The 25,770-nt window shown below is 54.7% G+C and carries 26 protein-coding genes; 20 read left to right on the forward strand and 6 right to left on the reverse strand.

What is annotated here, in order from left to right:
- The first annotated feature begins 38 nt into the window (after positions 1-38).
- Genes chiP through AC3Y5R_RS08595 form a run of 3 tightly spaced genes read left to right on the forward strand, consistent with a single transcriptional unit; the run spans position 39 to position 4,348 of the window.
- Positions 39-1,454 (forward strand): chitoporin ChiP, encoded by a 1,416-nt coding sequence (chiP, locus tag AC3Y5R_RS08585; RefSeq protein WP_489920979.1) that lies wholly within the window; start codon positions 39-41, stop codon positions 1,452-1,454.
- A 25-nt stretch (positions 1,455-1,479) separates the two neighbouring features.
- Entirely contained in the window at positions 1,480-1,671 is a 192-nt protein-coding gene (gene chiQ, locus AC3Y5R_RS08590; RefSeq protein ID WP_158780560.1) for a ChiQ/YbfN family lipoprotein, read from the forward strand.
- Between the two features lie 16 nt (positions 1,672-1,687).
- Entirely contained in the window at positions 1,688-4,348 is a 2,661-nt protein-coding gene (locus AC3Y5R_RS08595) for a beta-N-acetylhexosaminidase (RefSeq protein ID WP_489920980.1), read from the forward strand.
- Between the two features lie 66 nt (positions 4,349-4,414).
- Here the strand turns inward: AC3Y5R_RS08595 and fur are convergent, their stop codons facing one another.
- From fur to ybfF, 4 genes are all read right to left on the reverse strand, one after another.
- Entirely contained in the window at positions 4,415-4,858 is a 444-nt protein-coding gene (gene fur, locus AC3Y5R_RS08600; RefSeq protein ID WP_489920981.1) for a ferric iron uptake transcriptional regulator, read from the reverse strand.
- 321 nt (positions 4,859-5,179) lie between these two features.
- Complete coding sequence (gene fldA / locus AC3Y5R_RS08605; RefSeq protein ID WP_158780557.1) at positions 5,180-5,710, reverse strand: flavodoxin FldA; 531 nt, start codon at positions 5,708-5,710, stop codon at positions 5,180-5,182.
- Between the two features lie 161 nt (positions 5,711-5,871).
- Positions 5,872-6,153 (reverse strand): LexA regulated protein, encoded by a 282-nt coding sequence (gene ybfE, locus AC3Y5R_RS08610; protein ID WP_489920982.1) that lies wholly within the window; start codon positions 6,151-6,153, stop codon positions 5,872-5,874.
- 148 nt (positions 6,154-6,301) lie between these two features.
- Positions 6,302-7,066: an esterase gene (ybfF, locus tag AC3Y5R_RS08615; protein ID WP_489920983.1), complete on the reverse strand. Its 765-nt coding sequence runs from the start codon at positions 7,064-7,066 to the stop codon at positions 6,302-6,304.
- Positions 7,067-7,317: 251 nt separating this feature from the next.
- Between ybfF and seqA the strand changes: the two genes are divergently transcribed.
- Both seqA and pgm read left to right on the forward strand, forming a co-directional pair.
- On the forward strand, positions 7,318-7,878 hold the full coding sequence (gene seqA / locus AC3Y5R_RS08620) for a replication initiation negative regulator SeqA (protein ID WP_489920984.1): 561 nt from the start codon (positions 7,318-7,320) through the stop codon (positions 7,876-7,878).
- A 30-nt stretch (positions 7,879-7,908) separates the two neighbouring features.
- Positions 7,909-9,549: a phosphoglucomutase (alpha-D-glucose-1,6-bisphosphate-dependent) gene (gene pgm, locus AC3Y5R_RS08625; protein WP_489920985.1), complete on the forward strand. Its 1,641-nt coding sequence runs from the start codon at positions 7,909-7,911 to the stop codon at positions 9,547-9,549.
- 97 nt (positions 9,550-9,646) lie between these two features.
- Here pgm and kdpE read toward each other — a convergent pair whose 3' ends face one another.
- Positions 9,647-10,330, reverse strand: a complete 684-nt coding sequence (gene kdpE, locus AC3Y5R_RS08630) for a two-component system response regulator KdpE (RefSeq protein ID WP_489920986.1) — start codon at positions 10,328-10,330, stop codon at positions 9,647-9,649.
- A gap of 302 nt (positions 10,331-10,632) precedes the next feature.
- Here kdpE and AC3Y5R_RS08635 point away from each other — a divergent pair, with 302 nt between their 5' ends.
- The 11 genes from AC3Y5R_RS08635 to nei all read left to right on the forward strand — a co-directional run bounded on the left by AC3Y5R_RS08635 (position 10,633) and on the right by nei (position 19,920).
- Positions 10,633-10,839: a YbfA family protein gene (locus tag AC3Y5R_RS08635; protein ID WP_489920987.1), complete on the forward strand. Its 207-nt coding sequence runs from the start codon at positions 10,633-10,635 to the stop codon at positions 10,837-10,839.
- 123 nt (positions 10,840-10,962) lie between these two features.
- Positions 10,963-11,919: a YbgA family protein gene (locus AC3Y5R_RS08640; protein WP_489920988.1), complete on the forward strand. Its 957-nt coding sequence runs from the start codon at positions 10,963-10,965 to the stop codon at positions 11,917-11,919.
- Between the two features lie 20 nt (positions 11,920-11,939).
- Positions 11,940-13,361 carry a deoxyribodipyrimidine photo-lyase gene (gene phrB, locus AC3Y5R_RS08645; protein ID WP_489920989.1) on the forward strand — a complete coding sequence of 474 codons (1,422 nt, stop codon included), beginning with the start codon at positions 11,940-11,942 and terminating at the stop codon, positions 13,359-13,361.
- 127 nt (positions 13,362-13,488) lie between these two features.
- Positions 13,489-14,232 (forward strand): type 2 GTP cyclohydrolase I, encoded by a 744-nt coding sequence (locus AC3Y5R_RS08650; RefSeq protein ID WP_489920990.1) that lies wholly within the window; start codon positions 13,489-13,491, stop codon positions 14,230-14,232.
- A gap of 116 nt (positions 14,233-14,348) precedes the next feature.
- Complete coding sequence (pxpB, locus tag AC3Y5R_RS08655) at positions 14,349-15,005, forward strand: 5-oxoprolinase subunit PxpB (RefSeq protein ID WP_489920991.1); 657 nt, start codon at positions 14,349-14,351, stop codon at positions 15,003-15,005.
- Positions 14,999-15,931: a 5-oxoprolinase subunit PxpC gene (gene pxpC, locus AC3Y5R_RS08660; protein WP_489920992.1), complete on the forward strand. Its 933-nt coding sequence runs from the start codon at positions 14,999-15,001 to the stop codon at positions 15,929-15,931. Before pxpB ends, pxpC begins: the two co-directional genes overlap by 7 nt.
- The gene (pxpA, locus tag AC3Y5R_RS08665; protein WP_489920993.1) at positions 15,921-16,658 is read left to right on the forward strand and encodes a 5-oxoprolinase subunit PxpA; all 738 of its coding nucleotides are present in this window, start codon (positions 15,921-15,923) and stop codon (positions 16,656-16,658) included. The genes pxpC and pxpA overlap by 11 nt, the downstream gene beginning before the upstream one ends.
- An 83-nt stretch (positions 16,659-16,741) precedes the next feature.
- Positions 16,742-17,470 carry a DUF969 domain-containing protein gene (locus AC3Y5R_RS08670; RefSeq protein ID WP_489920994.1) on the forward strand — a complete coding sequence of 243 codons (729 nt, stop codon included), beginning with the start codon at positions 16,742-16,744 and terminating at the stop codon, positions 17,468-17,470.
- A complete protein-coding gene (locus AC3Y5R_RS08675; protein ID WP_489920995.1) occupies positions 17,470-18,459 on the forward strand; it encodes a DUF979 domain-containing protein in 990 nt (329 codons plus the stop codon). The genes AC3Y5R_RS08670 and AC3Y5R_RS08675 overlap by 1 nt, the downstream gene beginning before the upstream one ends.
- 7 nt (positions 18,460-18,466) lie before the next feature.
- On the forward strand, positions 18,467-19,114 hold the full coding sequence (gene pcp / locus AC3Y5R_RS08680) for a pyroglutamyl-peptidase I (RefSeq protein ID WP_158780542.1): 648 nt from the start codon (positions 18,467-18,469) through the stop codon (positions 19,112-19,114).
- 14 nt (positions 19,115-19,128) lie between these two features.
- On the forward strand, positions 19,129-19,920 hold the full coding sequence (nei, locus tag AC3Y5R_RS08685) for an endonuclease VIII (protein WP_489920996.1): 792 nt from the start codon (positions 19,129-19,131) through the stop codon (positions 19,918-19,920).
- Between the two features lie 469 nt (positions 19,921-20,389).
- On the opposite strand, the gene AC3Y5R_RS08690 is transcribed toward nei, so the two are convergent.
- Complete coding sequence (locus AC3Y5R_RS08690) at positions 20,390-21,673, reverse strand: citrate synthase (RefSeq protein ID WP_489920997.1); 1,284 nt, start codon at positions 21,671-21,673, stop codon at positions 20,390-20,392.
- 617 nt (positions 21,674-22,290) lie between these two features.
- Here AC3Y5R_RS08690 and sdhC point away from each other — a divergent pair.
- Genes sdhC through AC3Y5R_RS08710 form a run of 4 tightly spaced genes read left to right on the forward strand, consistent with a single transcriptional unit; the run spans position 22,291 to position 25,525 of the window.
- Positions 22,291-22,680 carry a succinate dehydrogenase cytochrome b556 subunit gene (gene sdhC / locus AC3Y5R_RS08695; protein WP_158780539.1) on the forward strand — a complete coding sequence of 130 codons (390 nt, stop codon included), beginning with the start codon at positions 22,291-22,293 and terminating at the stop codon, positions 22,678-22,680.
- Positions 22,674-23,021 carry a succinate dehydrogenase membrane anchor subunit gene (sdhD, locus tag AC3Y5R_RS08700; protein WP_158780538.1) on the forward strand — a complete coding sequence of 116 codons (348 nt, stop codon included), beginning with the start codon at positions 22,674-22,676 and terminating at the stop codon, positions 23,019-23,021. The genes sdhC and sdhD overlap by 7 nt, the downstream gene beginning before the upstream one ends.
- Before the next feature lie 2 nt (positions 23,022-23,023).
- A complete protein-coding gene (sdhA, locus tag AC3Y5R_RS08705; protein ID WP_489920998.1) occupies positions 23,024-24,790 on the forward strand; it encodes a succinate dehydrogenase flavoprotein subunit in 1,767 nt (588 codons plus the stop codon).
- A gap of 18 nt (positions 24,791-24,808) precedes the next feature.
- Positions 24,809-25,525: a succinate dehydrogenase iron-sulfur subunit gene (locus tag AC3Y5R_RS08710; protein WP_489920999.1), complete on the forward strand. Its 717-nt coding sequence runs from the start codon at positions 24,809-24,811 to the stop codon at positions 25,523-25,525.
- Positions 25,526-25,770 lie beyond the last annotated feature (245 nt).

Raw genomic sequence — 25,770 nt, forward strand, 5'->3', positions numbered from 1 at the left:
TAGCCGGAATATTATTCTTATGGAAGAGGATGTTATTGATGCCTTGCTCTCTATTTAAAAAGAAGACGCTAACTCTTGCCCTGGCCTGCGGTACCGCTCTCAGCGGCGTTTTTTATTTTCCACAAGCATCAGCAACTGGCTTTGTTGACGATGCTTCTCTGACCGGCGGACTTTATTACTGGCAACGCCATCGTGAACGTAAAGATCTCGACCCCACCAGCGATAAATACGGCCAGTATCAGCAAAATCTTCATCACTCCACTTTTAACGGTAGTCTCGATTTTTCATCCGGTTATGCGGCAGATTTTATCGGTCTGGACCTGGCTGCTTTTGGCGCAGTTGAGCTTTCCAGCAAAGGCCCGGCAGCGCCCAATGAAATAGGTTTCAGCGATGCCAAAACCCGCTGGGACGAAAAATGGACCGGCGATGAAAATGGCGCCAGTATTTATAAAGCCGCAGTCAAACTAAAACACCAGAATTACTGGCTGCGCGGTGGTTATTTACAGCCAACCGGGCAGACATTATTAGCGCCGCACTGGAGTTTCCTGCCGGGGACTTATCGGGGCGTGGAGGGCGGGGCAGCTTATGATTTTTCATATGCTGGTGAATTATCACTTTCCTATATGTGGACAGATGAATATAAGGCACCGTGGTACCGGAATATGTACAACTTCCGCAAAGCGGATGGCGTAACCGGTATCAATTATCTGCACTCCTTTGGCGCAAAATACGATTTTAAAAATAACCTCGTGCTGGAAGGGGCATTTGGTCAGGCTGCTGACTATATGGATCAGTATTTCAGCAAAGTCTCTTATGCCTTTCCGGTGGCCGGAAATAATTTAAAAACCAGCTGGCAGTTTTATGGGGCGAAAGACAAAGAGAGCGGCGGAGCGGCTAACGTCAATGATGTTTATGACGGTCTCGCCTGGTTGCAGGCCATCACGCTGGGTTATACCGCCGGTCCGTTCGATATGCGTCTGGAAGGCACATGGGTGAAAGCTGAAGGAAATCAGGGCTTCTTCCTGCAGCGAATGACGCCAGGCTATGCCACCTCCAACGGCCGGTTAGATGTCTGGTGGGATTCGCGATCGGACTTTAACGCTAACGGCGAGAAAGCCCTGTTTGCCGGGGTGATGTACGACCTGAAAAACTGGCAGCTTCCCGGCTGGGCGGTCGGCACTTCTTATGCCTATGGCTGGGATGCCAGACCCTCAACCAATCCGGTCTTTAACCAGAGCAGCCGTCTGAGAGAGTCCGCGTGGAATCTGGATCTGCTCTACACCGTGCTGCAGGGCCCGGTCAAAGGCACTTTGGTCAAGTTGCACTACACCCGTTACAACAATCACTCCGACATCCCAAGCTGGGGCGGTGGCTACGGCAACGTCTTCCAGGATGAGAAAGACATCAAGTTTATTGTGATGGCCCCTTTCACCATTTTTGAGCCGGGCAAATAAGGCTCCGCCGGAACAGGAGAACCGCATGAAATACGTTTTACCGGTCATCGCCATGCTGCTGCTTGGCGGCTGTGCGCAGAAAACCACGGCCCCGCAGGAAAACATCCCGAGCCGGGATTATCAGCGCTGTCTGGATGCAGAACAGATGGGCGGCGGCGAGGCAATAGAAGCCCGTTGCGGCAAACTTCAGCAGGAAATCGAACAAACTCCACACTAACGGACAAGGAATACGGATGAACAAGTTCAGAGCCAGTCTTGTTGCAGTAGCGTTGATGTCAGCATTGAGCAGCGGCGTCGCCAGCGCGGATCAGAAAATTGTCGATCAGATTAGCCAGTTCGGCGTGAAGTATAAAGTCACCGATAATCAGGCCGCACAGCACGGCATTGACTGTGCAGCGCTGGGGGCCGACTGGGCCTCCTGCAACCGGGCAACCATTACTTTAACCAATCCAGGCCCGGCAATCGACAGTAAGGACTGGGCGATTTATATGTCTAACGTCCATGAAACGCTGAAGGTTGAGAGCGATCAGTTTCGCATGGTGCATATCGTTGGCGATTTAACGCGGCTGGAACCTACGGAGAAGTTCAAAGGGTTCGGCGCTGGTGAGACGGTAGAAATCCCGATTATCAATGAGTACTGGCAGTTGTTTATCACCGATGTGATGCCGCGCTGGTACGTGACCTCTGGCGATGCAAAGCCAAAAATTATCACCAGTACTGATTCGGAAGATCTGACCACTTTTGTCGAACCTTTCGGCGAGCAGTGGAAGCGGACCCCGGACGATAAAAATGTGCTGATGGTAGCAAGCAGTCGCTTTGACAAGAACAGTGATGTGGCTACATTGCCCTCTTCGGCATTGAGAGGACAGATTGTGCCCACGCCGATGCAGGTTGATATCCGGTCTGAGGATGCCGATCTGTCAAAAGGAGTGAAGCTGGATCTTGCCAGTCTGTCGGCAGATAAAGCGCAGGCGGTGAAGCAACGCTTCCAGCTGCTGGGGCTGAAAGTACAGCCTGCTGGCTATGAAATTACCACCCGTATTGACAGCAAAGCGCTGAACAAAGAGCAGACTGTTTCCGGAGGCTATCAACTGGTTATTGGCAAAGAGAAAGCTGAAGTTGTCGGCTACGATCAGAACGGCGTGTTCTATGGCCTGCAGTCGATCCTTTCCCTGCTTCCCGCCGATGGCAGCGCGAAAATCGCCACCCTTAGCGCACATGATGCGCCACGCTTTGCCTACCGCGGCGTATTCCTGGACGTTGCACGTAACTTCCACAGCAAAGCGGCGGTGCTGCGCATGCTGGATCAACTGGGTGCCTGGAAAATCAACGTCTTCCACTTCCATCTCACCGATGATGAAGCCTGGCGAATTGAGATCCCTGGCCTGCCGGAGCTGACGGATGTGGGCGCTAAACGCTGCCACGATCTTAGCGAGCAGCGCTGTCTGCTGCCGCAGCTGGGTTCAGGACCAGAAACCGACAACAATGGGACCGGCCATTTCAGCCGTCAGGACTATATCGAGATTGTGAAATATGCCGCGGCTCGCGGGATTGAAGTGATCCCCGAGATCGACATGCCAGCCCACGCCCGTGCAGCCGTCATCTCGATGGAAGCCCGTTACAACCGCCTGATCAAAGAGGGCAAAACGGCGGAAGCCTCTGAATATCGCCTGGTCGATCCCGGCGATGATTCCAATACCACTTCGGTACAGCTCTACGACCGTACCAGCTATCTGAACCCTTGCCTTGCGTCTTCCCTGCGCTTCACCGATAAAATTATCAGTGAAATTCAGGCCATGCATCGTGAGGCCGGGCAGCCAATTAAAACCTGGCACTTTGGCGGAGACGAGGCCAAAAACATTCGCCTCGGACCGGGATATTCCGATATCAACAAGCCGGTTGACGGGACTGGCCTGCTCGACATGAGCAAAGAGGACAAGCCGTGGGCGAAATCGCAGGTTTGTCAGACCATGGTCAAAGAGGGCAAGGTGGAGGACCTGGAACACCTGCCGAGCTATTTTGCGCTTAAGGTCAGTCAGCAGGTTAAACAGCACGGTATTGGCCGCATGCAGGCATGGCAGGATGGTCTGAAAGATGCCGAGAATGCCAAAGCGTTTGCTATTGAGCGCGTGGCAGTTAACTTCTGGGATACGCTCTACTGGGGCGGCTTTGATTCCGCCAATGACTGGGCGAAAAAAGGCTATGAGGTGATTATCTCCAGCCCGGACTACGTCTATATGGACTTCCCGTATGAGGTGAATCCGCTGGAGCGTGGATACTATTGGGGAACCCGCTTTAGCGATGAGCGTAAAATGTTCAGCTTCTCGCCGGATAACCTGCCGCAGAATGCCGAAACTTCGATGGATCGCGATGGCAAAACCTTCACCGCTAAATCAGACAAGGCCTGGCCTGGCGCTTACGGGATATCCGCTCAGCTGTGGAGTGAGACGGTGCGCACCGATCAAAACATGGAATACATGATCTTCCCACGAGTGTTTTCGGTCGCCGAGCGAGCCTGGCACCGGGCTGCATGGGAGCAAGATTACCAGGCGGGTAAAGAGTATATCGGTGGGGAAACAAAATACGTTGATACCCAGGCGCAGCTGAAAGACTGGCAGCGGTTTGCTAACCTGCTGGGGCAGCGTGAGTTGAGCAAGCTGGACAAGGCTGGTGTGCAATATCGCCTGCCAGTACCGGGTGCACGCATTACTGACGGCAAACTTGAAGCCAATATCGCGCTTCCGGGTCTGGCGATTGACTACTCGGTCGATGGCGGGAAAAGCTGGCAGCGTTATCAGGACAGCAGCCGTCCGTCGGTCAGTGGTGAGGTTTTGATCCGTTCTGTCAGTGGCGATGGCAATCGTTTTAGCCGGGTTGAAAAACCAGAGGGGTAGGCTGAGACAGTCAGACACAAATAAAAAAACCGGTGAAGAGTCACCGGTTTTTTTTAATAGTACCGATTACTTGTCGTGCAGCGTATCATCTTCACGGCAGTCACCAGCAGCACAGTGACCATACAGGTACAGGCTGTGGTTGCTGAGCTTGATGCCATGACGTTCAGCGATATCACGCTGACGGGATTCGATAGATTCATCGCTGAATTCAATCACTTTGCCGCAGTCCAGGCAGATCAGATGATCGTGGTGATGCTGCTGAGTCAGTTCAAAAACGGATTTACCGCCTTCGAAGTTATGGCGGGTAACGATCCCTGCGTCATCAAACTGGTTCAGAACGCGGTAAACCGTCGCCAGACCAATCTCTTCGCCCATGTCGATCAGGCGTTTGTACAAGTCTTCCGCACTGACGTGATGGCCCTCAGGTTCCTGAAGCACTTCCAGAATTTTCAGTCGGGGAAGCGTGACTTTCAGGCCGGCCTTCTTTAATGCGGTGTTATTGTCAGTCATGCGGATATTATCCTGTTACTTTGCTAGTCACTAAGTGGCTGAAAAGCCCTGAACATCGGTCGGAGCAAAAGCTGAGCACCCCAGTATAGAACTGATGCGTCGAAATGGAAACCACAGTAAAGGTGCGGGAGCATTCATGCGGGGTTAACATTTCGCTCTGCCTCCTTTTTCGCCTTCAGGGCAAAAGGCGCTGAGAGAGCAGGAGATGACCGATGGCGATATTGTACAGTTTTGCAGATGAAAGTTACAAAAATGTGCCTATTACTTCTATAGGAAAAACCACACGCCTGATGTGAGATAACTCCCACATCAGGCCAGTGATTATGCCTCAAGGATCTCTTTGAGCTGCAGCTCGTCGTAAATCTGTTTAACCCACTTCTCCGTACGCTCTGCGGTCAGTTCTGGTTGGCGATCTTCATCGATAGCCAGGCCGAGGAAATGGGTGTCGTCTGCCAGCCCTTTTGAGGCTTCAAAATGGTAGCCTTCGGTTGGCCAGTGGCCCACAATTACTGCGCCGTTTGGCTCGATGATATCGCGGATGGTGCCCATGGCGTCACAAAAGTATTCGGCGTAGTCTTCCTGGTCGCCACAGCCAAACAGCGCAACCAGTTTACCGTTAAAGTCGATCTCTTCCAGCGTCGGGAAGAAGTCATCCCAGTCGCACTGCGCTTCGCCGTAGTACCAGGTTGGGATACCCAACAGCAGAATATCAAAGGCTTCAAGATCTTCTTTGCTGCTTTTCGCGATATCGTGAACTTCCGCAACTTCTTTACCGAGCTGCTTCTGGATCATTTTTGCAATGTTTTCGGTATTGCCCGTATCGCTGCCAAAGAAAATGCCTACGATTGCCATGAGTTTAATAACCTCTTGAAACTTAATAATGTGAGACGGCTGGCCTAAAGTGTTAACGGCAATGATAGCAGACCGCATCAGGGGGATAAACGAGTAATCCTCCTGCTTTTGTCGCTTTGTGCTTTGCCATTACGCGCAGATTTCGCCTGTCAAAGGCCCGTTCAGCGCTGTGGGCTGGCAAGCTGCGCCAGAACAATTTCTTCAATCAGTTCGCTGCGGCTCATGTTGCGCTCCTCGGCCAGCTGGTTCAGGGCATCCACCGCGTCACTGTTCATTTTCAGTTCCACGCGCTTGAGCCCGCGCACTTTATCACGCTTGAGCTGGTTGCGTTTATTGATACGCAGCTGCTCATCGCGCGTCAGCGGATTGGTTTTTGGTCGTCCCGGACGACGCTCATCTGCGAACAGATCGATCGTGGTGCGGTCCGTGTTTTCTTTTGCCATAGAATCGTGATACTGAAAGGCTGGAGTTCTGATGGATTGGGCCGTAAAGTCGGCTGAAAATCGACCGCCGACAAAATTTTAGCGCGCCATCATACCCCAGTGAAAGTCCTGGCGACAATGATTTAGCTTTCACAGGAAATAATTGTTTTTACAGCGCAAAAAAACGGCGAATTGCGCGCAAAATCGCATCAGGTTTCTCCGCGTGAACCCAATGTCCTGCTCCGGCAATCACATGGGCGCGCGCCTGAGGGAATTGCGCCAGCAGGTCGTCACGGTATTCGTCAGCCAGATACGGCGAAAGTTCTCCGCGAATAAACAGTGTCGGACGCTGCCATAAAGGAACCGCTTGCCAGCCAATAAGGCGATCATAGCAAGCCATAAGCACCGGCACGTTAAAACGCCACTCGCCCTCGTGAAAAGATTTCAGCAGGAATTGAATCACTCCCTCTTCATCTATTGTCTGGCGCATTATCGCGGCGGCTTCACTGCGCACCTTCACGCCTGCGTCGCTCACTGCATTCAGCGCTGCAAAGATCTCATCGTGGTGACGGGTAGGGTAGGCGACGGGGGCCATATCGATGACCACCAGTTGCTCAATACGTTCGGCAGCCAGCGAGGTCAGGGCCATAGCAATTTTTCCGCCCATTGAGTGGCCGACTGCGACAAACTGACCGATTCCCAGTTCATCCAGCGTTTCCAGCACGTCCTGCGCCATTGCGGTGTAATTCATCTCTGTCGAACGGGGAGATAATCCGTGGTTGCGGACATCGATTTGAATGATCTGCCGCTCATCTTTCAAACCACGAGCCAGCACGGCGAGGTTATCGAGGCTGCCAAAAAGGCCGTGGATCAGCACCACCGGAGAGCCAGAGTGGGCGGATTGTTCAGATTGCAAGCGGGCATTCAATTTCATGGCAAAGTTCTTACAGTTGAAACGAAGGGTTAGGGTATCATAAATTTACGATTTCTTGCCGGAGCCACCGGCCAGATCCTTTTGCGGCATTATCTGACTTTTGCCGCTATTGAGGGCTGGCGCTACACCCCGGCGGGATTTAACTTTATAATCCTCGTGTTAGAGCTGGATTGTTCAGCGCCCGTGCGATTTCACCTGCCTGATGCACGGCGCATTCCGTCTCTATAAAGCCATAATCGTACTGGATCAAGATGAAAACTATTGAAGTCGACGAAGAGCTCTACCGTTATATCGCCAGCCACACTCAGCATATTGGTGAAAGCGCCTCTGACATTTTGCGCCGGATGCTGAAATTTTCTGCTGGTCAGACTGCGCCCGTCGCCTCTGCTGCGGCCGCGACGATGTCACCTTCTGTCACGGTGGTGAAAGAAGCCGCACCGGCAAAAGTGGAATATCGTCCTCAGGATCGCGTTCGCGCAGTCCGCGAGCTGCTGCTGTCCGATGAATATGCTGAACAGAAGAAAGCGGTTAACCGGTTTATGCTGATTCTGTCGACCCTGTACAGTCTGGATCCCAAAGCATTTGCTGCTGCTACCGAGTCACTTCTGGGCCGCACGCGCGTCTACTTTGCGGGTAATCAACAAACCCTGGTACAGAATGGCACCCATACCAAGCCGCAACATATTCCCGGCACGCCGTATTGGGTGATCACTAACACCAACACAGGTCGCAAACGCAGCATGATCGAACACATCATGGCGTCAATGCAGTTCCCGGTGGAACTGTCTGACAAAGTTTGCGGCACCCTATAACAGATATTTAAGCGTCAGGGAGAAGCGCCAATGGCCAATCACCCCCGTGCCGGGCAGCCAGCCCAGCAGAGCGATCTGATTAACGTTGCACAATTAACTTCGCAGTATTATGTCCTGCAACCTGAGCCAGGCAATGCGGAACATGCGGTGAAATTCGGCACATCCGGCCATCGCGGTAGCGCAGGACGTCACAGCTTCAACGAGTCGCACATTCTTGCTATTGCGCAGGCGATTGCAGAAGAGCGTAAAAAGAACGGTATCACTGGTCCTTGCTACGTTGGAAAAGACACCCATGCACTGTCTGAACCGGCAATCATTTCCGTGCTGGAAGTTCTTGCGGCTAACGGTGTAGATGTGATCGTGCAGCTGGATAACGGCTATACGCCAACTCCGGCAATCTCGAACGCTATCCTTGAGCACAATAAAGCCGGTGGTGCGCAGGCTGACGGCATCGTGATCACCCCTTCGCATAATCCACCGGAAGATGGCGGCATCAAGTACAACCCACCAAACGGCGGACCTGCGGATACCAACGTCACCAAAGTTGTGGAAGATCGTGCCAATCAGCTGATCAAAGATGGGCTGAAAGACGTTAAGCGCATCGCGCTGGACAAAGCCTGGGCGAGCGGCCATCTGCAGGAAAAAGATCTAATCCAGCCTTACATCGAAGGTCTGGCGCAGATCATCGATATCCCGGCGATCCAGAAAGCGGGACTGAAAATTGGCGTAGATCCGTTAGGCGGTTCCGGTATTGCCTACTGGCAGCGTATTGCAGAGTTCTACAACCTTGATCTGACCATCGTTAACGATTCGGTTGACCAGACTTTCCGCTTTATGCACCTGGATAAAGACGGCGTGATCCGTATGGACTGCTCTTCCGAGAGCGCGATGGCAGGCCTGCTGGCGCTGCGTGATAAATTCGATCTGGCGTTTGCCAACGATCCGGATTATGACCGCCATGGCATCGTCACCCCAGCCGGTTTGATGAACCCGAACCATTATCTGGCCGTTGCGATCAACTACCTGTTCCAGCACCGTCCGCAGTGGGGCAAAGAAGTCGCCGTGGGCAAAACGCTGGTGTCCAGCGCGATGATTGACCGGGTGGTGAACGACATTGGTCGCAAGCTGGTGGAAGTGCCGGTGGGCTTCAAATGGTTTGTTGATGGCCTGTTCGATGGCAGCTTCGGCTTCGGTGGTGAAGAGAGCGCGGGCGCTTCCTTCCTGCGCTTCGATGGCACGCCATGGTCAACCGACAAAGACGGGATCATCATGTGCCTGCTGGCGGCTGAAATCACTGCGGTGACCGGTAAAAACCCGCAGCAGCACTACGACGAGCTGGCTCAGCGTTTTGGCGCACCAAGCTATAACCGTCTGCAGGCTTCCGCCACATCTGCGCAGAAAGCCGCGCTGTCCAAACTTTCACCAGAAATGGTCAGTGCAGACACGCTGGCGGGCGATCCGATCACTGCACGCCTGACTGCCGCTCCGGGTAACGGCGCGTCGATTGGCGGGCTGAAAGTGATGACTGAAAACGGCTGGTTCGCTGCCCGTCCATCCGGTACGGAAGATGCTTATAAAATCTACTGCGAGAGCTTCCTGGGTGCTGAGCACCGCGAGAAGATCGAGAAAGAAGCGGTGGAGATCGTCAGTGAAGTGTTGAAAAACGCCTGATTGGTCGGTTGGTCAATGCGATAAAAATGACTGATTAGTCAGTTGGTAAATATGATAAATGTAGGGCGGAATTTATTCCGCCCTTTTTTATTGTCCGTCAGGGCATAAACCGGTAACCCACGCCGGTCTCGGTAATCAGATGGCGCGGCTGTGTCGGATCCACCTCCAGCTTCTGCCGCAGGTGTCCCATATAGATGCGCAGGTAGTGGCTGTGCTCCACCGCGTTCGGTCCCCAGACCTGATTCAGCAACTGGCGCTGTGTCATCACTTTTCCCGCATTATTCAGCAGGCTGACCAGCAGGCGAAATTCAATTGGCGTCAGATGCAGATCTTCACCGCTGCGCGTCACACGGCGGGCAGGGATATCCACTTTTATCCCACTGAAGCTGATTTCGGCAGCCGGTGCCTGTGAGGTCGCATTACCCCGATGGCGGAGTGCTACCCGCACGCGGGCCATCAGTTCACCAACGCCAAAAGGCTTGGTGAGAAAATCATCCGCACCAGCATCCAGCGCGGCAATTTTATCCTGCTCATCGCTGCGGGCCGACAGCACAATCACCGGCATCGCGCTCCACTGCCGAATCTCCCGGATAAAATCATTGCCGTCACCGTCCGGCAGCCCCAGATCGAGGATCACCAGATCCGGCTTGCGGGTAGCGGCTTCAATCAGCCCGCGCTGCAGGGTTTCAGCGTCAAAGACGCGCAGCGCTTCCCCCTCCAGGGCAAGGCGCAGAAAACGGCGGATCTCTTTCTCATCTTCAACAATCAGGACTGTGGTCACGGTGCTTCGCTCATTTGCAGGCTGCGGCAGGATTCTGGCCACGGCGATGACAGACTGAAAATTATCGCCCAATTTAGCAAATTAAGGCCGCCAGTGCTGCATCACGAGCGGGGGAAGTGGATGTGAATTAAAAGTTAATAAATAACGTTACATTTAACTTTTATGTAACTAGATTACAAGGTCGGCCCGCTAAAGGCGATTTTTTCGACAAAAAAGTGGTCGGATGAGTAGTAAAATTACAGCGGAAGCGCTATTATTTTAGCCAGATTACATTTGTTGTTAAGCCAGCTTCAGGAGGACGTATGAATCTTTATCAACCTTACCCGCTACACCGGATCGTCATGCGTCGTGCTGCGGTGTTGGTGGTGGGTATTCTGGCACTGCCGGTGATGTTGTTTCGCAGTGACCGGGCTCAGTTTTACAGTTATCTGCATCGCATCTGGTCCAAGACCAGCACCCAGCCGGTCTGGCTGGCACAGTCGGAAGCCGCTGGTGGCGACTTCTGGTAAAAAATCTCCCGCTCCGGCGGGATTTTTTTTGCCTTGCACCCACCATTTCTGCAACGAAACGCGCTCAACGCTGGCTTTTCAGCTACACTTAAACTTCTACAAGAAGTTTAAGGTTGTACAAGTATGAGCGAGAAAATTCCTGTTGGTATCAGTGCCTGTCTGCTTGGGGATAATGTCCGTTTCGATGGCGGCCACAAGCGCTGCGCGTTTGCAGCAGACGAGCTCGCTCCTTACATGCGCTACGTCCCGGCCTGCCCGGAAATGGCAATTGGCCTGCCCACACCCCGTCCGGCCCTGCGTCTGACCGAAATGGCAGATGGCGCAGTAGAATTGTGCTTCAGCAACGGGCGGGGCGATCCGGTTACTGAACAGATGCAGGACTATTCAGCGCAGAGAATTGCTTCACTGCATCATCTCTGCGGCTACATTGTCTGCGCCAAATCGCCCAGCTGCGGCATGGAGCGGGTGCGTGTCTATCAGCCGGATAACAACAACAACCGTAAAGCGGGTACCGGTGTTTTAACCCGTGAGCTGATGAGTCAGATGCCGTGGTTGCCCGTTGAAGAAGATGGTCGCCTGCACGATCCGGTGCTGCGCGAAAACTTCGTCGAGCGCGTTTACACCCTGCATGAATTCAATGAGATGTGGCGTAGCGGGTTGAGCCGCGGCAAGCTGATTGCTTTCCACAGCCGCTACAAGCTGCTGCTGCTGGCACATTCACAGCCGGAATACCGGGAAATGGGGCGCTTTGTTGCGGCCATTGATAGCTGGTCCTCGCTGGAAGAGTACGCCTTCGAATACCGTCAGCGACTGATGGACTTACTTAAACATCAGGCCACCCGGGGCAACCACACCAATGTGCTTTCGCACGTGCAGGGTTATTTCCGCCCGCAGCTCACTTCTAATCAGCGCCAGGAACTCGCTTCGCTGATCGACCACTACCGTCAGGGGCTGCAGCCGCTACTGGCGCCGATCACCCTGCTGAAGCACTACATGGCGGAATTTCCCGATCCTTATCTGGCTCAGCAGCGCTACTTTGAACCCTATCCGGAAGCGCTTCGCCTGCGTTACGGTCATTAATCTTTCTTTCAGGGAGTCTCATGGCCACTCATCTGGTCTGGCTGCGCAACGATCTGCGTATCCACGATAATTCAGCATTACACGCCGCCTGCCGCGATACGAAAGCTCAGGTTCTGGCACTGTTTATTGCCACACCCGCGCAGTGGAAGTCACACCATATGGCCCCAAAGCAGGCGGCTTATATTTATCAGAGCCTGCAGGATCTGCAGCAGTCGCTGGCAGAGAAAGGCATTCCGCTGCACCTGTTGCAGTGTGACGATTTCACCGCCTCCATTGAGGTGCTGAAGGATTTTTGCCAGCAGCATAAAGTCGACCGTCTTTTTTACAACTATCAGTACGAGGTTAACGAGCGTAAGCGTGATGCAGCCGCAGAGCGTGAGCTGTTTGACCTCGATATTATCTCGCAGGGATTCGATGACAGTCTGTTGTTGCCGCCCGGCAGCGTACTGACCGGTAACCGGGAAATGTACAAAGTCTTCACGCCATTCAGCAAAGCCTTTGTCAGACGGCTGCATGAGGGGCTGCCGGAGTGCATACCAGCGCCGGGAGCGCGTGAAAACGCGCCGTTAAAGAAAACGCCTGCCCTGAAACCGTTTGATTATCCTCAGGACGAATTTGATCCTCATCTGTTCCCGGCAGGAGAAAGTGCCGCGCTAAAGCGCCTGCGCGAGTTTTGCCTGCAGTCGGTTACTGAATACCCCGATCGTCGTGACATCCCTGCAGAGGATGGCACCAGTCGCCTCTCGGTCTGTCTGGCCACTGGTGTACTTTCTCCCAGTCAGTGCCTGCATCGCCTGCTGCATGAGCATCCGCAGGGACTGGACGACAGCAAAGTTTTTATCTGGCTGAACGAACTGATTTGGCGAGAGTTTTATCGCCATCTGCTGGTGGCCTGGCCGAAGCTGTGCCGCCATCAGCCGTTTATCGGCTGGACGAACAATGTGAAGTGGCAGCACAACAAAACGCACCTTGAGGCCTGGCAACAGGGGCAAACAGGGTATCCGATTGTTGATGCGGCAATGCGCCAGCTGAACTCGCTGGGTTGGATGCACAACCGTCTGCGGATGATTGTCGCCAGCTTCCTGGTGAAGGATCTGCTGATCGACTGGCGGGAAGGGGAGCGCTATTTTATGTCGCGGCTGATTGACGGCGATATGGCGGCGAATAATGGTGGCTGGCAGTGGGCTGCCTCCAGCGGTAACGATGCAGCACCCTATTTCCGCATCTTCAATCCCACCACTCAGGGGGAGCGTTTTGATAAGGAAGGCACATTTATCCGGCAGTGGTTGCCGGAGCTGAAAGAGGTGCCGGATCAGCACATTCATCAGCCGCAGGTATGGGCAAAAAAACACGGCGTGTCGCTGGACTACCCGAATCAGATTGTTGACCATAAAGAAGCCCGAAAGAGTACTCTGGCCGCCTTTGAAGCCGCGAGAAAATAGTCCTTCTGCAGCGGGCGACCCTCTTCGCCCGTTCTCATCATTTATCCCGTCTGTTATTGTGGTCTGATTAGCCTCTGGCGCAACTCTTGCTGGCCCTGTCGGGCTGCGGGCATTTTCAGGAATTATCATGCGAAACACTGAGCTTGAACACATCGTTAACCAGCAACTCAACACTGCGGCTTTCAGCGATTACGCACCCAACGGACTGCAGGTTGAAGGACGTCGCGAGGTGAAGAAGATTGTCACCGGCGTGACGGCCTGCCAGGCACTGCTGGATGAAGCCGTGCGGCTGGAGGCGGATGCGGTGCTGGTTCATCACGGCTATTTCTGGAAAAATGAAGCTCAGGTGATCACCGGGATGAAGCGTAACAGGCTGAAAACGCTGCTGGTAAACGAGATTAATTTGTACGGCTGGCACCTGCCGCTGGATGCCCATCCCCAACTGGGCAACAACGCGCAGCTGGCGAAAGATCTGGGTATTGAGGTGCGGGGTGAAGTGATGACGCTGGTCCCCTGGGGGGAGTTGAAGGAGCAGCTGACTGGCGAACTGCTGGCGAAACGGATTGCGAAAGTGCTGGGCCGCGAGCCACTGCACTGTGGTGATAACGCACCGAAACTGATCCGTCGTGTTGCCTGGTGCTCAGGCGGCGGCCAGGGGTTTATTGATGCGGCGGCGGCGTTTGGTGTGGATGCTTTCATCACTGGTGAAGTTTCCGAACAGACTATACACAGCGCCCGTGAACAGGGGCTGCACTTTTTTGCCGCCGGTCACCATGCCACTGAACGTGGCGGTATCCGGGCGTTGGGCGCGTGGTTGCAGGAAAGTTACGGGCTTGACGTGACCTTTGTCGATATTGCCAATCCTGCCTGATTCAGCCGGGCGGCCCGAGCGGTCGCCCACACCTCCGGTTGACACGCCTTCTACATTTCCGCATAACTATTAGTCATTGAATTTACTGGTCTGATACACCGGTCAGGAGGAGAGTTTTGCAACGAGCACGTTGTTATCTGCTAGGTGAACGCGCGGTTGTGCTTGAGCTGGAACCCCCGGTTTCCCTCAGCAGTCAGCAACGTATCTGGGGGCTGTCGGCACGGCTGATGGCACGTCCGGAAGTGATTGAAGTCGTCCCCGGGATGAACAACATCACCGTAATGCTGAGCGACCCGCAGCAAACCGCGCTGGATGCTATTGAATGGCTGCAATCCTGGTGGGAAAAAAGCGAGCAGCTTGAGATGGAAACGCGCCAGGTTGAAATCCCCGTGATCTACGGTGGCGCAGCCGGACCGGATCTCGAAGAGGTGGCTCGCCACAGCGGACTGACCCCACAGCAGGTAGTGGAAGCGCACGCGGCAGCAGATTACACGGTTTATTTCATCGGTTTCCAGCCGGGTTTTCCCTATATGGCCGGACTGGACGACCGCCTGCACACGCCGCGCCGCGACGAACCAAGAGTGCAGGTCCCGGCCGGTTCCGTCGGTATCGGAGGCAGCCAGACCGGTGTTTATCCGCTGGCCGCACCTGGGGGCTGGCAGCTGATTGGTCAGACTGATGTTGTTCTGTTTAATCCACAGTCCCAGCCGCCGACCTTCTTAAGACCCGGCGACAGCGTGCGCTTTGTGCCGCAGAAGGGGGGAATATGCTGAAGATCATTCGTGCCGGGATGAGTACCACTTTACAGGATGCCGGTCGCACTGGCTGGCGTCAGTATGGCGTCGGCGTGGGTGGAGTACTGGATCATCCGGCAATGGAAACCGCCAATCTGCTGGTGGGCAACGCCCGAACCAGTGCGGTGCTTGAGATTACCCTCGGACAATTTTGTGCCGAATTCACCCGCGACGGCTGGATTGCCCTGACCGGAGCGGGATGCAGCGCCGTGCTGGACAATCAGCCGGTATGGACGGGCTGGCGCACGGCGGTGAAAAAAGGCCAGCGGCTGACCCTGAAGATGCCGGTACGCGGCATGCGCAGCTATCTGGCGCTGGATGGCGGATTTGCTGCAATTCCGATGCTCGGTTCCTGCAGCACCGATGTGAAAGCCGGTTTCGGCGGTTTTGACGGTCGCCGGATTGAGGATGGCGATAACCTGCCATTAGGCGAGCCGCAGCACGCTTTCAGCAAACCCGCAGGCGTGCGTCAACTGCTGTTTGGCAACCGCGTCCGTGCGATGGCCGGACCGGAATACCACGAGTTCAGCCCGGAAAGCCGCGAGGTCTTCTGGCGTACCTCCTGGCAACTGAATCCCCAAAGCAACCGGATGGGCTATCGTCTACAGGGCAGGCCACTTACGCGGGTTGCCCAGCGCGAGATGCTGTCGCACGGCCTGCTGCCGGGCGTGATCCAGGTTCCGCCAAACGGTCAGCCCATTGTGCTGATGGCCGATGCCCAGACCACCGGTGGCTATCCACGAATTGCCTGCGTAATTGAGGCCGATCTCTATCATCTTGCCCAGCTGCGGCTGGGTGAGCCGATCCATTTTGTTCACTGTTCGTTAGAAGAGGCTCTGCGGGCAAAGCGCGATCAGCAGCGTGCGCTGGAGCAGATGGCCTGGGGGGTAGAGCATGAAAGTTGATCTTAACGCCGATCTGGGCGAGGGCTGCGAAAACGATCGTGCCCTGCTGCAGCGGGTGTCTTCGGCCAATATTGCCTGTGGTTTTCACGCCGGAGATGCGCAGATCATGCAACAGAGCGTGATCTGGGCGCTGGAGTTTGGCGTCGCCATCGGCGCGCATCCCAGCTTCCCGGACCGCGAGAATTTCGGCCGCACAAAGATGCAGCTGCCGCCTGAAACCGTTTATGCGCAGATGGTCTACCAGATTGGCGCTTTGCAGGCTATCGCCCGGAGCGAAGGTGGGAAGCTGGTCCACGTTAAACCTCATGGGATGCTCTATAACCAGTCCGCGCAGGAGCCTGAGCTGGCTGACGCAATTGCAAGGGCGGTGAAAGCGGTAGATCCCGCGTTGATTCTGGTCGGGCTGGCTGGCAGCGAGTCGATCCGGGCAGCGGAAGCGGTGGGGCTGACCACGCGGCAGGAGGTTTTTGCCGATCGGGGGTATCAGGATGACGGCTCTCTGGTGCCGCGTTCGCAGCCGGGTGCGCTGGTGGAAAGTGACCAGCAGGCGATCGCCCAAACCCTGAGCATGATCCAGCAGGGCAAAGTCCGTAGTATCAGCGGTGAATGGGTCAGCGTAAAAGCGGAGACTGTCTGCCTGCATGGCGACGGCGCGCATGCTCTGGCCTTCGCCAGCCAGCTGCGCGAGGCCTTTGCACAACAACAAATCACTGTCACCAGCTGTTAAAGCTGGCAGCAGAATAAAAATGCGGAACACCGCACCACTCCCTGCCACGGCGGGGAGTTTTTAGTCAGATACCGGGAGGAAAAATGGAGAATGCAGTAAATTTGTGGCCGCTGGCAGGGATTGCCGCCATCGTGATCGGCTTTTTATTACGGTTTAATCCTGTTCTGGTGGTGATTGTCTCTGGCCTGATCACCGGGCTGGCGGCGCATATGCCGCTCGCTGATATTCTGGAAAAGCTGGGGGCCGGTTTTCTCAACACCCGCAACTTGCCGCTGATCCTGCTGCTGCCGCTGGCGGTTATCGGCCTGCTGGAGCGTCACGGGCTGAAAGAGCGTGCGCAGGCGTGGATCGCGCAGATCAAAAGTGCCACTGCTGGACGACTGCTGATCGTCTATCTGTTCGTGCGTGAAATCACTGCCGCGATGGGGCTGACCAGCCTGGGCGGACATCCGCAGATGGTGCGGCCTCTGCTGGCACCGATGGCGGAAGGAGCAACGGAAAACCGCTATGGTGAACTTCCAGCGGAAGTCCGTCACCGGCTGCGTGCTATGTCTGCCGCAACGGATAACGTCGGGCTGTTCTTTGGCGAGGACATTTTTGTCGCCTTCGGCGCGATCATCTTTATGCATAACTTTATGCAGGAGTCGGCGGGCATTCAGACCGAGCCGCTGCATATTGCCGTGTGGGGTATTCCGACTGCCATTTGTGCCTTCCTGATCCATTCAGTGCGGCTGCGCCGGCTTGATAAAACCATCGCCGCCGAACTGTCAGCGCTTAACGCTGATGCGTTGAAAGCCAAGGGAGGCCGCTAATGTTCCAGCAACAATATCTGTTCTGGCTGGCTGGTCTGATCCTGCTGGTGGTGGCGGTAATGTCCTGGCGTGACAAGGCCAATCCACGTCGTCTGACTACCGGGCTGTTCTGGGCGCTGTACGGCCTGGTCTTTTTTGTCGGTGACTGGGCGGTAAACCTGTTCGGTGCCCGTTCCCTGCATATTGTGATTGGCGGAATGGTGGTGGTGATGGCGCTGATAGCCGGGCTGGGCGGCGTCCGGCTGGGCTCTTACCATCAGCGGACGCCGGAGCAGCGCGATGAGAGTGCTAAGCGTCTGCGTAATCGCCTGTTCCTGCCTGCGCTGGCCATCCCGGTAGTGACCGTGGTGGGCGTACTGGCGTTTAACAATATTCCGGGACTACAGGAAACGGTGTTTGGCGCAGGAAATCATTCCACGCTGGTTACGCTGTTTTCGATGATGCTGGGCTGTGTGGTCGGTTGGGTGATAGCGCTAAAAATGACCCATGAGGGACCCGCTCAGTCGATTCAGGAAGCGCGCCGCCTGCTGGATGCTATCGGCTGGGCGTTCATACTGCCACAAATCCTTGCCACCCTGGGCCTGCTGTTTACCAGCGCTGGTGTTGGCACTGCGATTTCACACCTCACCGAAACTTATCTGGCGGTGGATAACCGGTTTATTGCCGTGGCGACCTATGCGATTGGCATGGCGCTGTTGACCATGGTGATGGGGAACGCTTTTGCCGCCTTCCCGATTGTTACGGCAGGCATCGGCATCCCCATTCTGGTATTGCAGCATCATGGCAACCCGGCGGTGATGGCGGCCATCGGGATGTTCTCCGGTTATTGCGGTACGCTGATGACGCCGATGGCGGCAAACTTCAATATCGTCCCGGCGGCGCTGCTGGAGCTGCCAGATCGCAACGCGGTGATCAAGGCTCAGGTGCCGACCGGCGTGCTATTGTTAATAGCAAATATCTTTCTCCTCTATTTTTTGATGTTCCTGTGAGGCTGCGATGAAAACGGTCCTGATAACCGCCTTTGAACCTTTTGATGGCGAGCTGGTGAACCCGTCGTGGGAGGCGGTCAGCCATCTGAATGAACGTCTGGTGTGCGGTGTGAAGGTGATAGCGAAGCAGCTTCCATGCGTATTTGGTGAGTCGCTGACGGCGTTGCATGCGGCCATTGAAGAAGTGCAGCCCGAAATGGTGATCGCAGTCGGGCAGGCGGGAGGGCGCACTGACGTCACCGTCGAACGCATCGGTATCAACGTCGATGATGCCCGAATTCCGGATAACGCGGGCAACCAGCCTGTCGATGAACCGATTGTGAAAGGCGGTCCGGCTGCTTATTTTTCCACGCTGCCGATCAAAGCGATTGTTGAAGGTATCCGCGAGGCCGGTATTCCGGCTTCGGTTTCACAGACCGCGGGCACCTTTGTCTGCAACCATGTGATGTACGGCCTGCTGCACTATCTGGCAAAGCGCAAAGAAAAAATCCGTGGCGGCTTTATCCATATTCCTTACCTGCCGGAGCAGGCGGTCAAACATCCTGGCGTGGCCAGCATGCCTGCCCAGACGGTGATCCTGGCGCTGGAGATGGCGCTGAGCATCGCGCTGACCGTGGAAGAGGATATCCGCCTGGAAGGTGGCGCAACGCACTGACAGGGAGGGTATGAATGCCGGAAGGTCCTGAAATCCGCCGCGCGGCGGATAAGCTGGAAAAGGCGATCAAAGGGAAAACGCTGACCGCCGTCTGGTTCGCGTTTCCCCAGCTGAAAACCTATGAATCTTCACTGATCGGCGAGCGGGTGGAGGCGATCGAAACCCGCGGGAAGGCGATCCTCACTCACTTTTCCAACGGCCTGACGCTGTACAGCCATAATCAGCTGTATGGCGTCTGGCGCGTGGTAAATACTGGCAAAGAGCCGGAGAGCAACCGCGTGCTTCGTGTGCGCCTGGCTGCTGAGGATAAAACGCTGTTGCTGTACAGTGCCTCGGAGATTGAGCTACTGAATGCAGATACGCTGGCGGCTCATCCTTTCCTGCTGCGTGTAGGCCCGGACGTGCTGGACATGACGCTGACGAAGGAAGAGGTCGCAGAGCGGCTCCTTTCAGCCCGTTTCCGCCGTCGTCAGTTCAGCGGGCTGCTGCTTGACCAGGCTTTTCTCGCCGGACTGGGCAACTACCTGCGGGTGGAAATTCTCTGGCAGGCCGGTCTGGCACCGCAGCATAAAGCGCAGGATCTCACGCCTGAGCAGCTGGAAATACTGGCCGTTGCTCTACTGGAAATCCCCAGACTTTCCTACCAGACGCGCGGGGTGGCTAAGGAGAATAAACATCACGGCGCGCTGTTCAGCTTCAAAGTCTTTCATCGGGCAGGGAAAATGTGCGAGCGCTGTGGTGGCATCATCGAAAAAACCACGCTTTCTTCCCGTCCTTTCTACTGGTGCCCTGGCTGTCAGAAATAGCCACGTCAGATACAGCAGGTGCCGGTCAGAAAGCTTTTACTGCCGTGTCGCTGAAAATGTCCACCAGACAGATTGTGGAACTGGTGCAACCCGGTGCCATATAGACCATCGCTAACGGCAATACATTGTGTCGGTTCACAGGGAAGGGAGCAGGGGTGTACGACAGGATAAGGGAATGATTATTAATTACTGGGGCCGAAGAGGGTTAAGCTGATGATTGCCGCCTAACGTAAAGTGCGGTGAACACAGACCGGGAATAAAGCGTCTCAGGCCAGGGACGGCCTGAGTCGAGCTGCCATGGACGGCGCTTTTTACGTCTTTATGAGCGGCCTGTGTTCACCGCACAGGCACGTTTCTGTCTTTAACGTGGCCTGAACGATATCACCGCACAGGCACGGTTCTGTCCTTAACGTGGCCTGAATAGCATCAATGTACAGGCACGGTTGTGTCTGTAGCTGAATCCGGTCAGTTACTTTTTAACCGCAGACTTGAACTCGCGCTGATCGTAGCCGGTATACAGCTGACGCGGACGGGCAATCTTAATGCCGTCGTCATGCATCTCTTTCCAATGAGCAATCCAGCCCACGGTACGCGCCATTGCAAAGATCACGGTAAACATGGAGGAAGGAATACCCATCGCTTTCAGAATAATGCCAGAGTAGAAATCGACGTTTGGATACAGCTTGCGCTCAATAAAGTACGGGTCGTTGAGGGCAATGTCTTCCAGCTGCATCGCCACTTCCAGCAGGTCATCCTTCATACCCAGTTCATTCAGCACTTCGTGACAGGTTTCACGCATCACTGTGGCACGCGGGTCATGATTTTTGTACACGCGGTGGCCGAAGCCCATCAGACGGAACGAGTCATTTTTGTCTTTCGCACGTTTCACAAATTCAGGAATATGGTCAACGGTGCTGATCTCTTCCAGCATACGCAGGGTCGCTTCGTTGGCACCGCCATGGGCAGGTCCCCACAGAGAAGCGATACCAGCAGCGATACAGGCAAACGGATTAGCGCCAGAAGAGCCAGCGGTACGTACGGTAGAAGTGGAAGCGTTCTGCTCGTGGTCAGCATGAAGGATCAGAATACGATCCATTGCACGTTCCAGTATCGGATTGACCACATATTCTTCACATGGCGTGGAGAACATCATATGCAGGAAGTTACCGGCATATGAGAAGTCATTACGCGGATAAACGAATGGCTGACCAATGGAATATTTGTAGCACATCGCGGCCACGGTCGGCATTTTCGACAGCAGGCGAAACGCAGCGATTTCGCGGTGACGCTCAATATTAACGTCCATTGCATCATGATAAAATGCGGCCAGCGCGCCTGTCACACCACACATTACCGCCATTGGGTGGGAATCACGACGGAAGGCACGGAACATATGATGGATCTGCTCGTGGATCATGGTGTGACGGGTGACGATAGTTTTGAATTCTTCATACTGCTCTTTGGTTGGCGCTTCGCCGTTCAGCAGGATGTAGCACACTTCCAGATAGTTGGAGTGTACGGCAAGTTGATCGATAGGAAAACCACGGTGAAGCAGGATGCCCTGGTCACCGTCAATATAGGTGATTTTGGATTCGCAGGATGCGGTAGAAGTGAACCCCGGATCGAAGGTGAAGTAGCCTTTGGAACCCAAAGTGCGAACATCAATCTCTTCCTGGCCTAACGTGCCGCTGAGCACATCAAGTTCAATAGTCGCTTCACCTGGTAGGGTTAGCGTTGCTTTTTTATCAGCCATTTACAGTCTCCTTAGCGCCTTATCTATGGATCTTTGACACCTTCAAAATCAGCCAGTCCGCGGCGGAGTGAAGCACATGTTCAACTCTGTGTCATCTTATAACGTGCAGGGTACAGAGTGAGGGGCGCGTACAGCCGGGGAGCAAATCTGACTTCGTTTCGCGGTTGTTAAAGATCCGGTCTGGTCGTAACTTGTTGGTAACCGATACCTGATACTTTATGTGACTATCCCACCAATGTTACATAACTTGTACTTAGGGGAAAGTGTATCCCCATAACTTTTGTGCATCATAGAACTTTTATCGCTCAGTTTGTAACAAAAATGTTGAAGTTTTGTCAAATCAGATAATTGAATTTGTATATATTGTGAAAAATGTGAGAGTGATCACTGTTCCACCTAAATGTTCCCAAGATGTTTGTAGGGGAATTGTAATGAGAATGTGAACCCCCTATACTTCCGCCAGGTCTCCGGAATACCCTGCTGTAGGAGCCACCCAGCGTTTTACACGCGTCGTTTTGACACTGGACGTTGTAGTTTTAGTGCCTGGCGCAGTGCTTTATTGTTAACGCTGTCTGACCCGCCCTCAGGACCGGAGGAAGCAAAATAAGAAAGGCTGTGTGGGCAAAACCGTGAAAAAACAAAGACCTGTCAACTTGGATCTCTCTACGATCCGGTTTCCCGTTACTGCAATAGCGTCTATTCTTCACCGCGTATCTGGCGTGATCACTTTTGTGGCCATTGGCATACTGCTGTGGGTACTGGGCCTGTCACTCTCCTCACCCGAAGGCTTCCTGCAGGCATCTGCCGTAATGGACAGCTTTATTGTTAAATTCATCTTCTGGGGCATTCTCACCGCACTGGCGTATCACATCGTCGGCGGCGTGCGTCACCTGATGATGGATTTTGGCTACCTGGGTGAAACTCTGCAGGCGGGTACACGCTCGGCGCAAATCTCTTTTGGTATCACTGTCGTGCTTTCAATTCTGGCTGGAGTCCTCGTATGGTAAGCAACGCTTCTGCTCTGGGCCGCAACGGCGTTCATGACTGGTTGCTGCTGCGTGCTGCAGCGATGATCATGACGCTGTACGTGCTCTATATCCTCGGTTTTGTCGTGATGTCGGGCCACCTGACCTACGATATCTGGCGCGGATTTTTTGCCTCCTCCTTCACTAAAGTCTTCACCCTGCTGACGCTGTTCTCCATTCTGGTGCACGGCTGGATTGGGATGTGGCAGGTACTGACGGACTACATCAAACCTCTGGCAGCTCGTCTGTTGTTGCAGCTGGTCGTGGTGGTGGTGCTGTTGGTGTATGCGATTTATGGAACTGTAGTTGTGTGGGGTGCGTAAGAATGAAGTTGCCAGTCAGAGAATTTGACGCCGTAGTGGTCGGCGCTGGTGGTGCAGGCATGCGTGCCGCGCTGCAAATTTCCCAATCGGGCCAGACCTGTGCCCTGTTATCAAAAGTTTTCCCAACCCGTTCTCATACTGTGTCTGCGCAGGGTGGTATCACCGTGGCGCTGGGTAATACCCATGAAGACAACTGGGAATGGCATATGTACGACACGGTGAAAGGCTCCGACTATATCGGTGACCAGGACGCCATTGAATATATGTGTAAAACCGGTCCGGAAGCGATTCTGGAACTGGAACATATGGGCTTGCCTTTCTCCCGTCTGGACGATGGCAGGATCTATCAGCGTCCATTTGGTGGCCAGTCGAAAAACTTCGGTGGCGAGCAGGCGGCACGTACCGCTGCGGCGGCTGACCGTACCGGCCATGCGTTACTGCACACTCTTTATCAGCAGAACCTGAAAAACAAAACCACCATCTTCTCCGAGTGGTATGCGCTGGATCTGGTGAAAAACGCTGACGGCGCTATCGTCGGTTGTACTGCCCTGAATATTGAAGACGGCGAAGTGGTCTACTTCAAAGCGCGCGCAACTGTTCTGGCGACCGGCGGTGCAGGCCGTATTTATCAGTCCACCACTAACGCTCATATCAACACCGGTGACGGCGTGGGTATGGCCCTGCGTGCCGGCGTGCCGGTGCAGGATATGGAAATGTGGCAGTTCCACCCGACCGGTATCGCCGGTGCGGGCGTACTGGTGACCGAAGGTTGCCGTGGTGAAGGTGGTTACCTGCTGAACAAGCATGGCGAGCGCTTTATGGAGCGTTACGCACCAAACGCCAAAGACCTTGCCGGTCGTGACGTGGTCGCCCGTTCGATGATGATCGAAATCCGTGAAGGCCGCGGTTGTGAAGGCCCGTGGGGTCCACACATCAAACTGAAACTGGATCACTTGGGTCATGAAGTGCTGGAAGCTCGTCTGCCAGGCATTCTGGAACTGTCCCGCACCTTTGCTCACATCGATCCGGTAAAAGAGCCGATCCCGGTTATCCCAACCTGCCACTACATGATGGGCGGCATTCCGACCAAAGTGACTGGTCAGGCGATTACGGTAAACGAGCAGGGCGAAGACGTGGTGGTGCCGGGCCTGTTTGCTGTGGGGGAAATCGCCTGCGTCTCCGTACACGGTTCGAACCGCCTGGGCGGTAACTCGCTGCTGGACCTGGTGGTGTTTGGTCGTGCTGCCGGCCTGCACCTGCAGGAATCCATCCAGGGGCAGGGCGATCTGCTGGAAGCGACTGAAGAAGAGATTGACGCTTCGCTGGCGCGAATGAACCGCTGGAACAACAACGTGACCGGCGAAGATCCTGCCGAGTTGCGCAAAGCCCTGCAGACCTGCATGCAGAACAACTTCTCGGTATTCCGTGAAGGTGATGCAATGGCAAAAGGTCTGGAAGAGCTTTCAGGTCTGCGTGAGCGCCTGAAAAATGCCCGTCTGGACGACCGTTCGCCGGACTTCAATACCCAGCGTATTGAGTGCCTGGAGCTGGATAACCTGATGGAAACGGCCTACGCCACGGCGGTTGCTGCTAACTTCCGTACCGAAAGCCGTGGAGCGCACAGCCGCTTCGACTATCCTGAACGTGACGATGCTAACTGGTTGTGTCACAGCGTGTATCTGCCGCAAACCGAAAGCATGACCCGCCGTGAGGTGAACATGCAGCCGAAACTGCGCGCGGCCTTCCCGCCGAAAGCACGTACCTACTAGTTTGCGGAGAATAAGAAGATGAGACTCGAATTTTCTATCTATCGTTACAACCCGGACGTGGACGATGCACCACGCATGCAGGAATACAGCCTGGAGTCAGAAGAAGGGCGTGACATGATGCTGCTGGATGCGCTGATCCGTCTGAAAGAGAAAGATCCGACGCTGGCCTTCCGTCGCTCCTGCCGCGAGGGCGTTTGCGGCTCCGACGGCATCAACATGAATGGCAAGAACGGCCTTGCCTGTATCACGCCAGTTTCCGCTCTCGGCGGCGGAAAACGTAAAATTGTGATCCGTCCCCTGCCAGGATTGCCGGTGATCCGCGATTTGGTAGTGGACATGGGGCAGTTCTACACTCAGTATGAGAAGATTAAGCCTTACCTGTTGAATAATGGAGAAAATCCACCCGCGCGTGAGCACTTACAGCAGCCGGAACAGCGTGAAAAACTGGATGGATTGTACGAGTGTATTCTCTGTGCGTGCTGTTCAACATCCTGCCCGTCGTTCTGGTGGAATCCGGATAAATTCATCGGACCCGCAGGATTACTGGCAGCTTACCGCTTCCTGATTGATGACCGCGACACGGAACCAAATGCGCGTCTGGACAATCTGAACGATGCTTTCAGCGTATTCCGCTGTCACAGCATCATGAACTGTGTGAGCGTCTGTCCTAAAGGACTCAACCCAACGCGCGCCATCGGCCATATCAAGTCGATGCTGCTGCAGCGGGGCGCTTAAGAGCAGACTTCCGGGAACCTCAGGGTTCCCGGCTGTTAACCAGGAAATCCTGGCAAGAAACCCGGCCATACAGGCTTCTTGCCAGGGTTCCCTTACGGGCCCGGGCGCCAGCAGTCGCGCACATCGCTCGTATCGATGAACTTTCAGGTTGCGTTCCGGAGATTCTTACGGAATTCAGCCGAGGGCAAGCCGCTTATGCGGCGCGGGACTTGCAAAGGTTCCTTTAAATAACCACGGCGAAAAAA

It is taken from the genome of Erwinia sp. 009765445 (assembly GCF_058137865.1).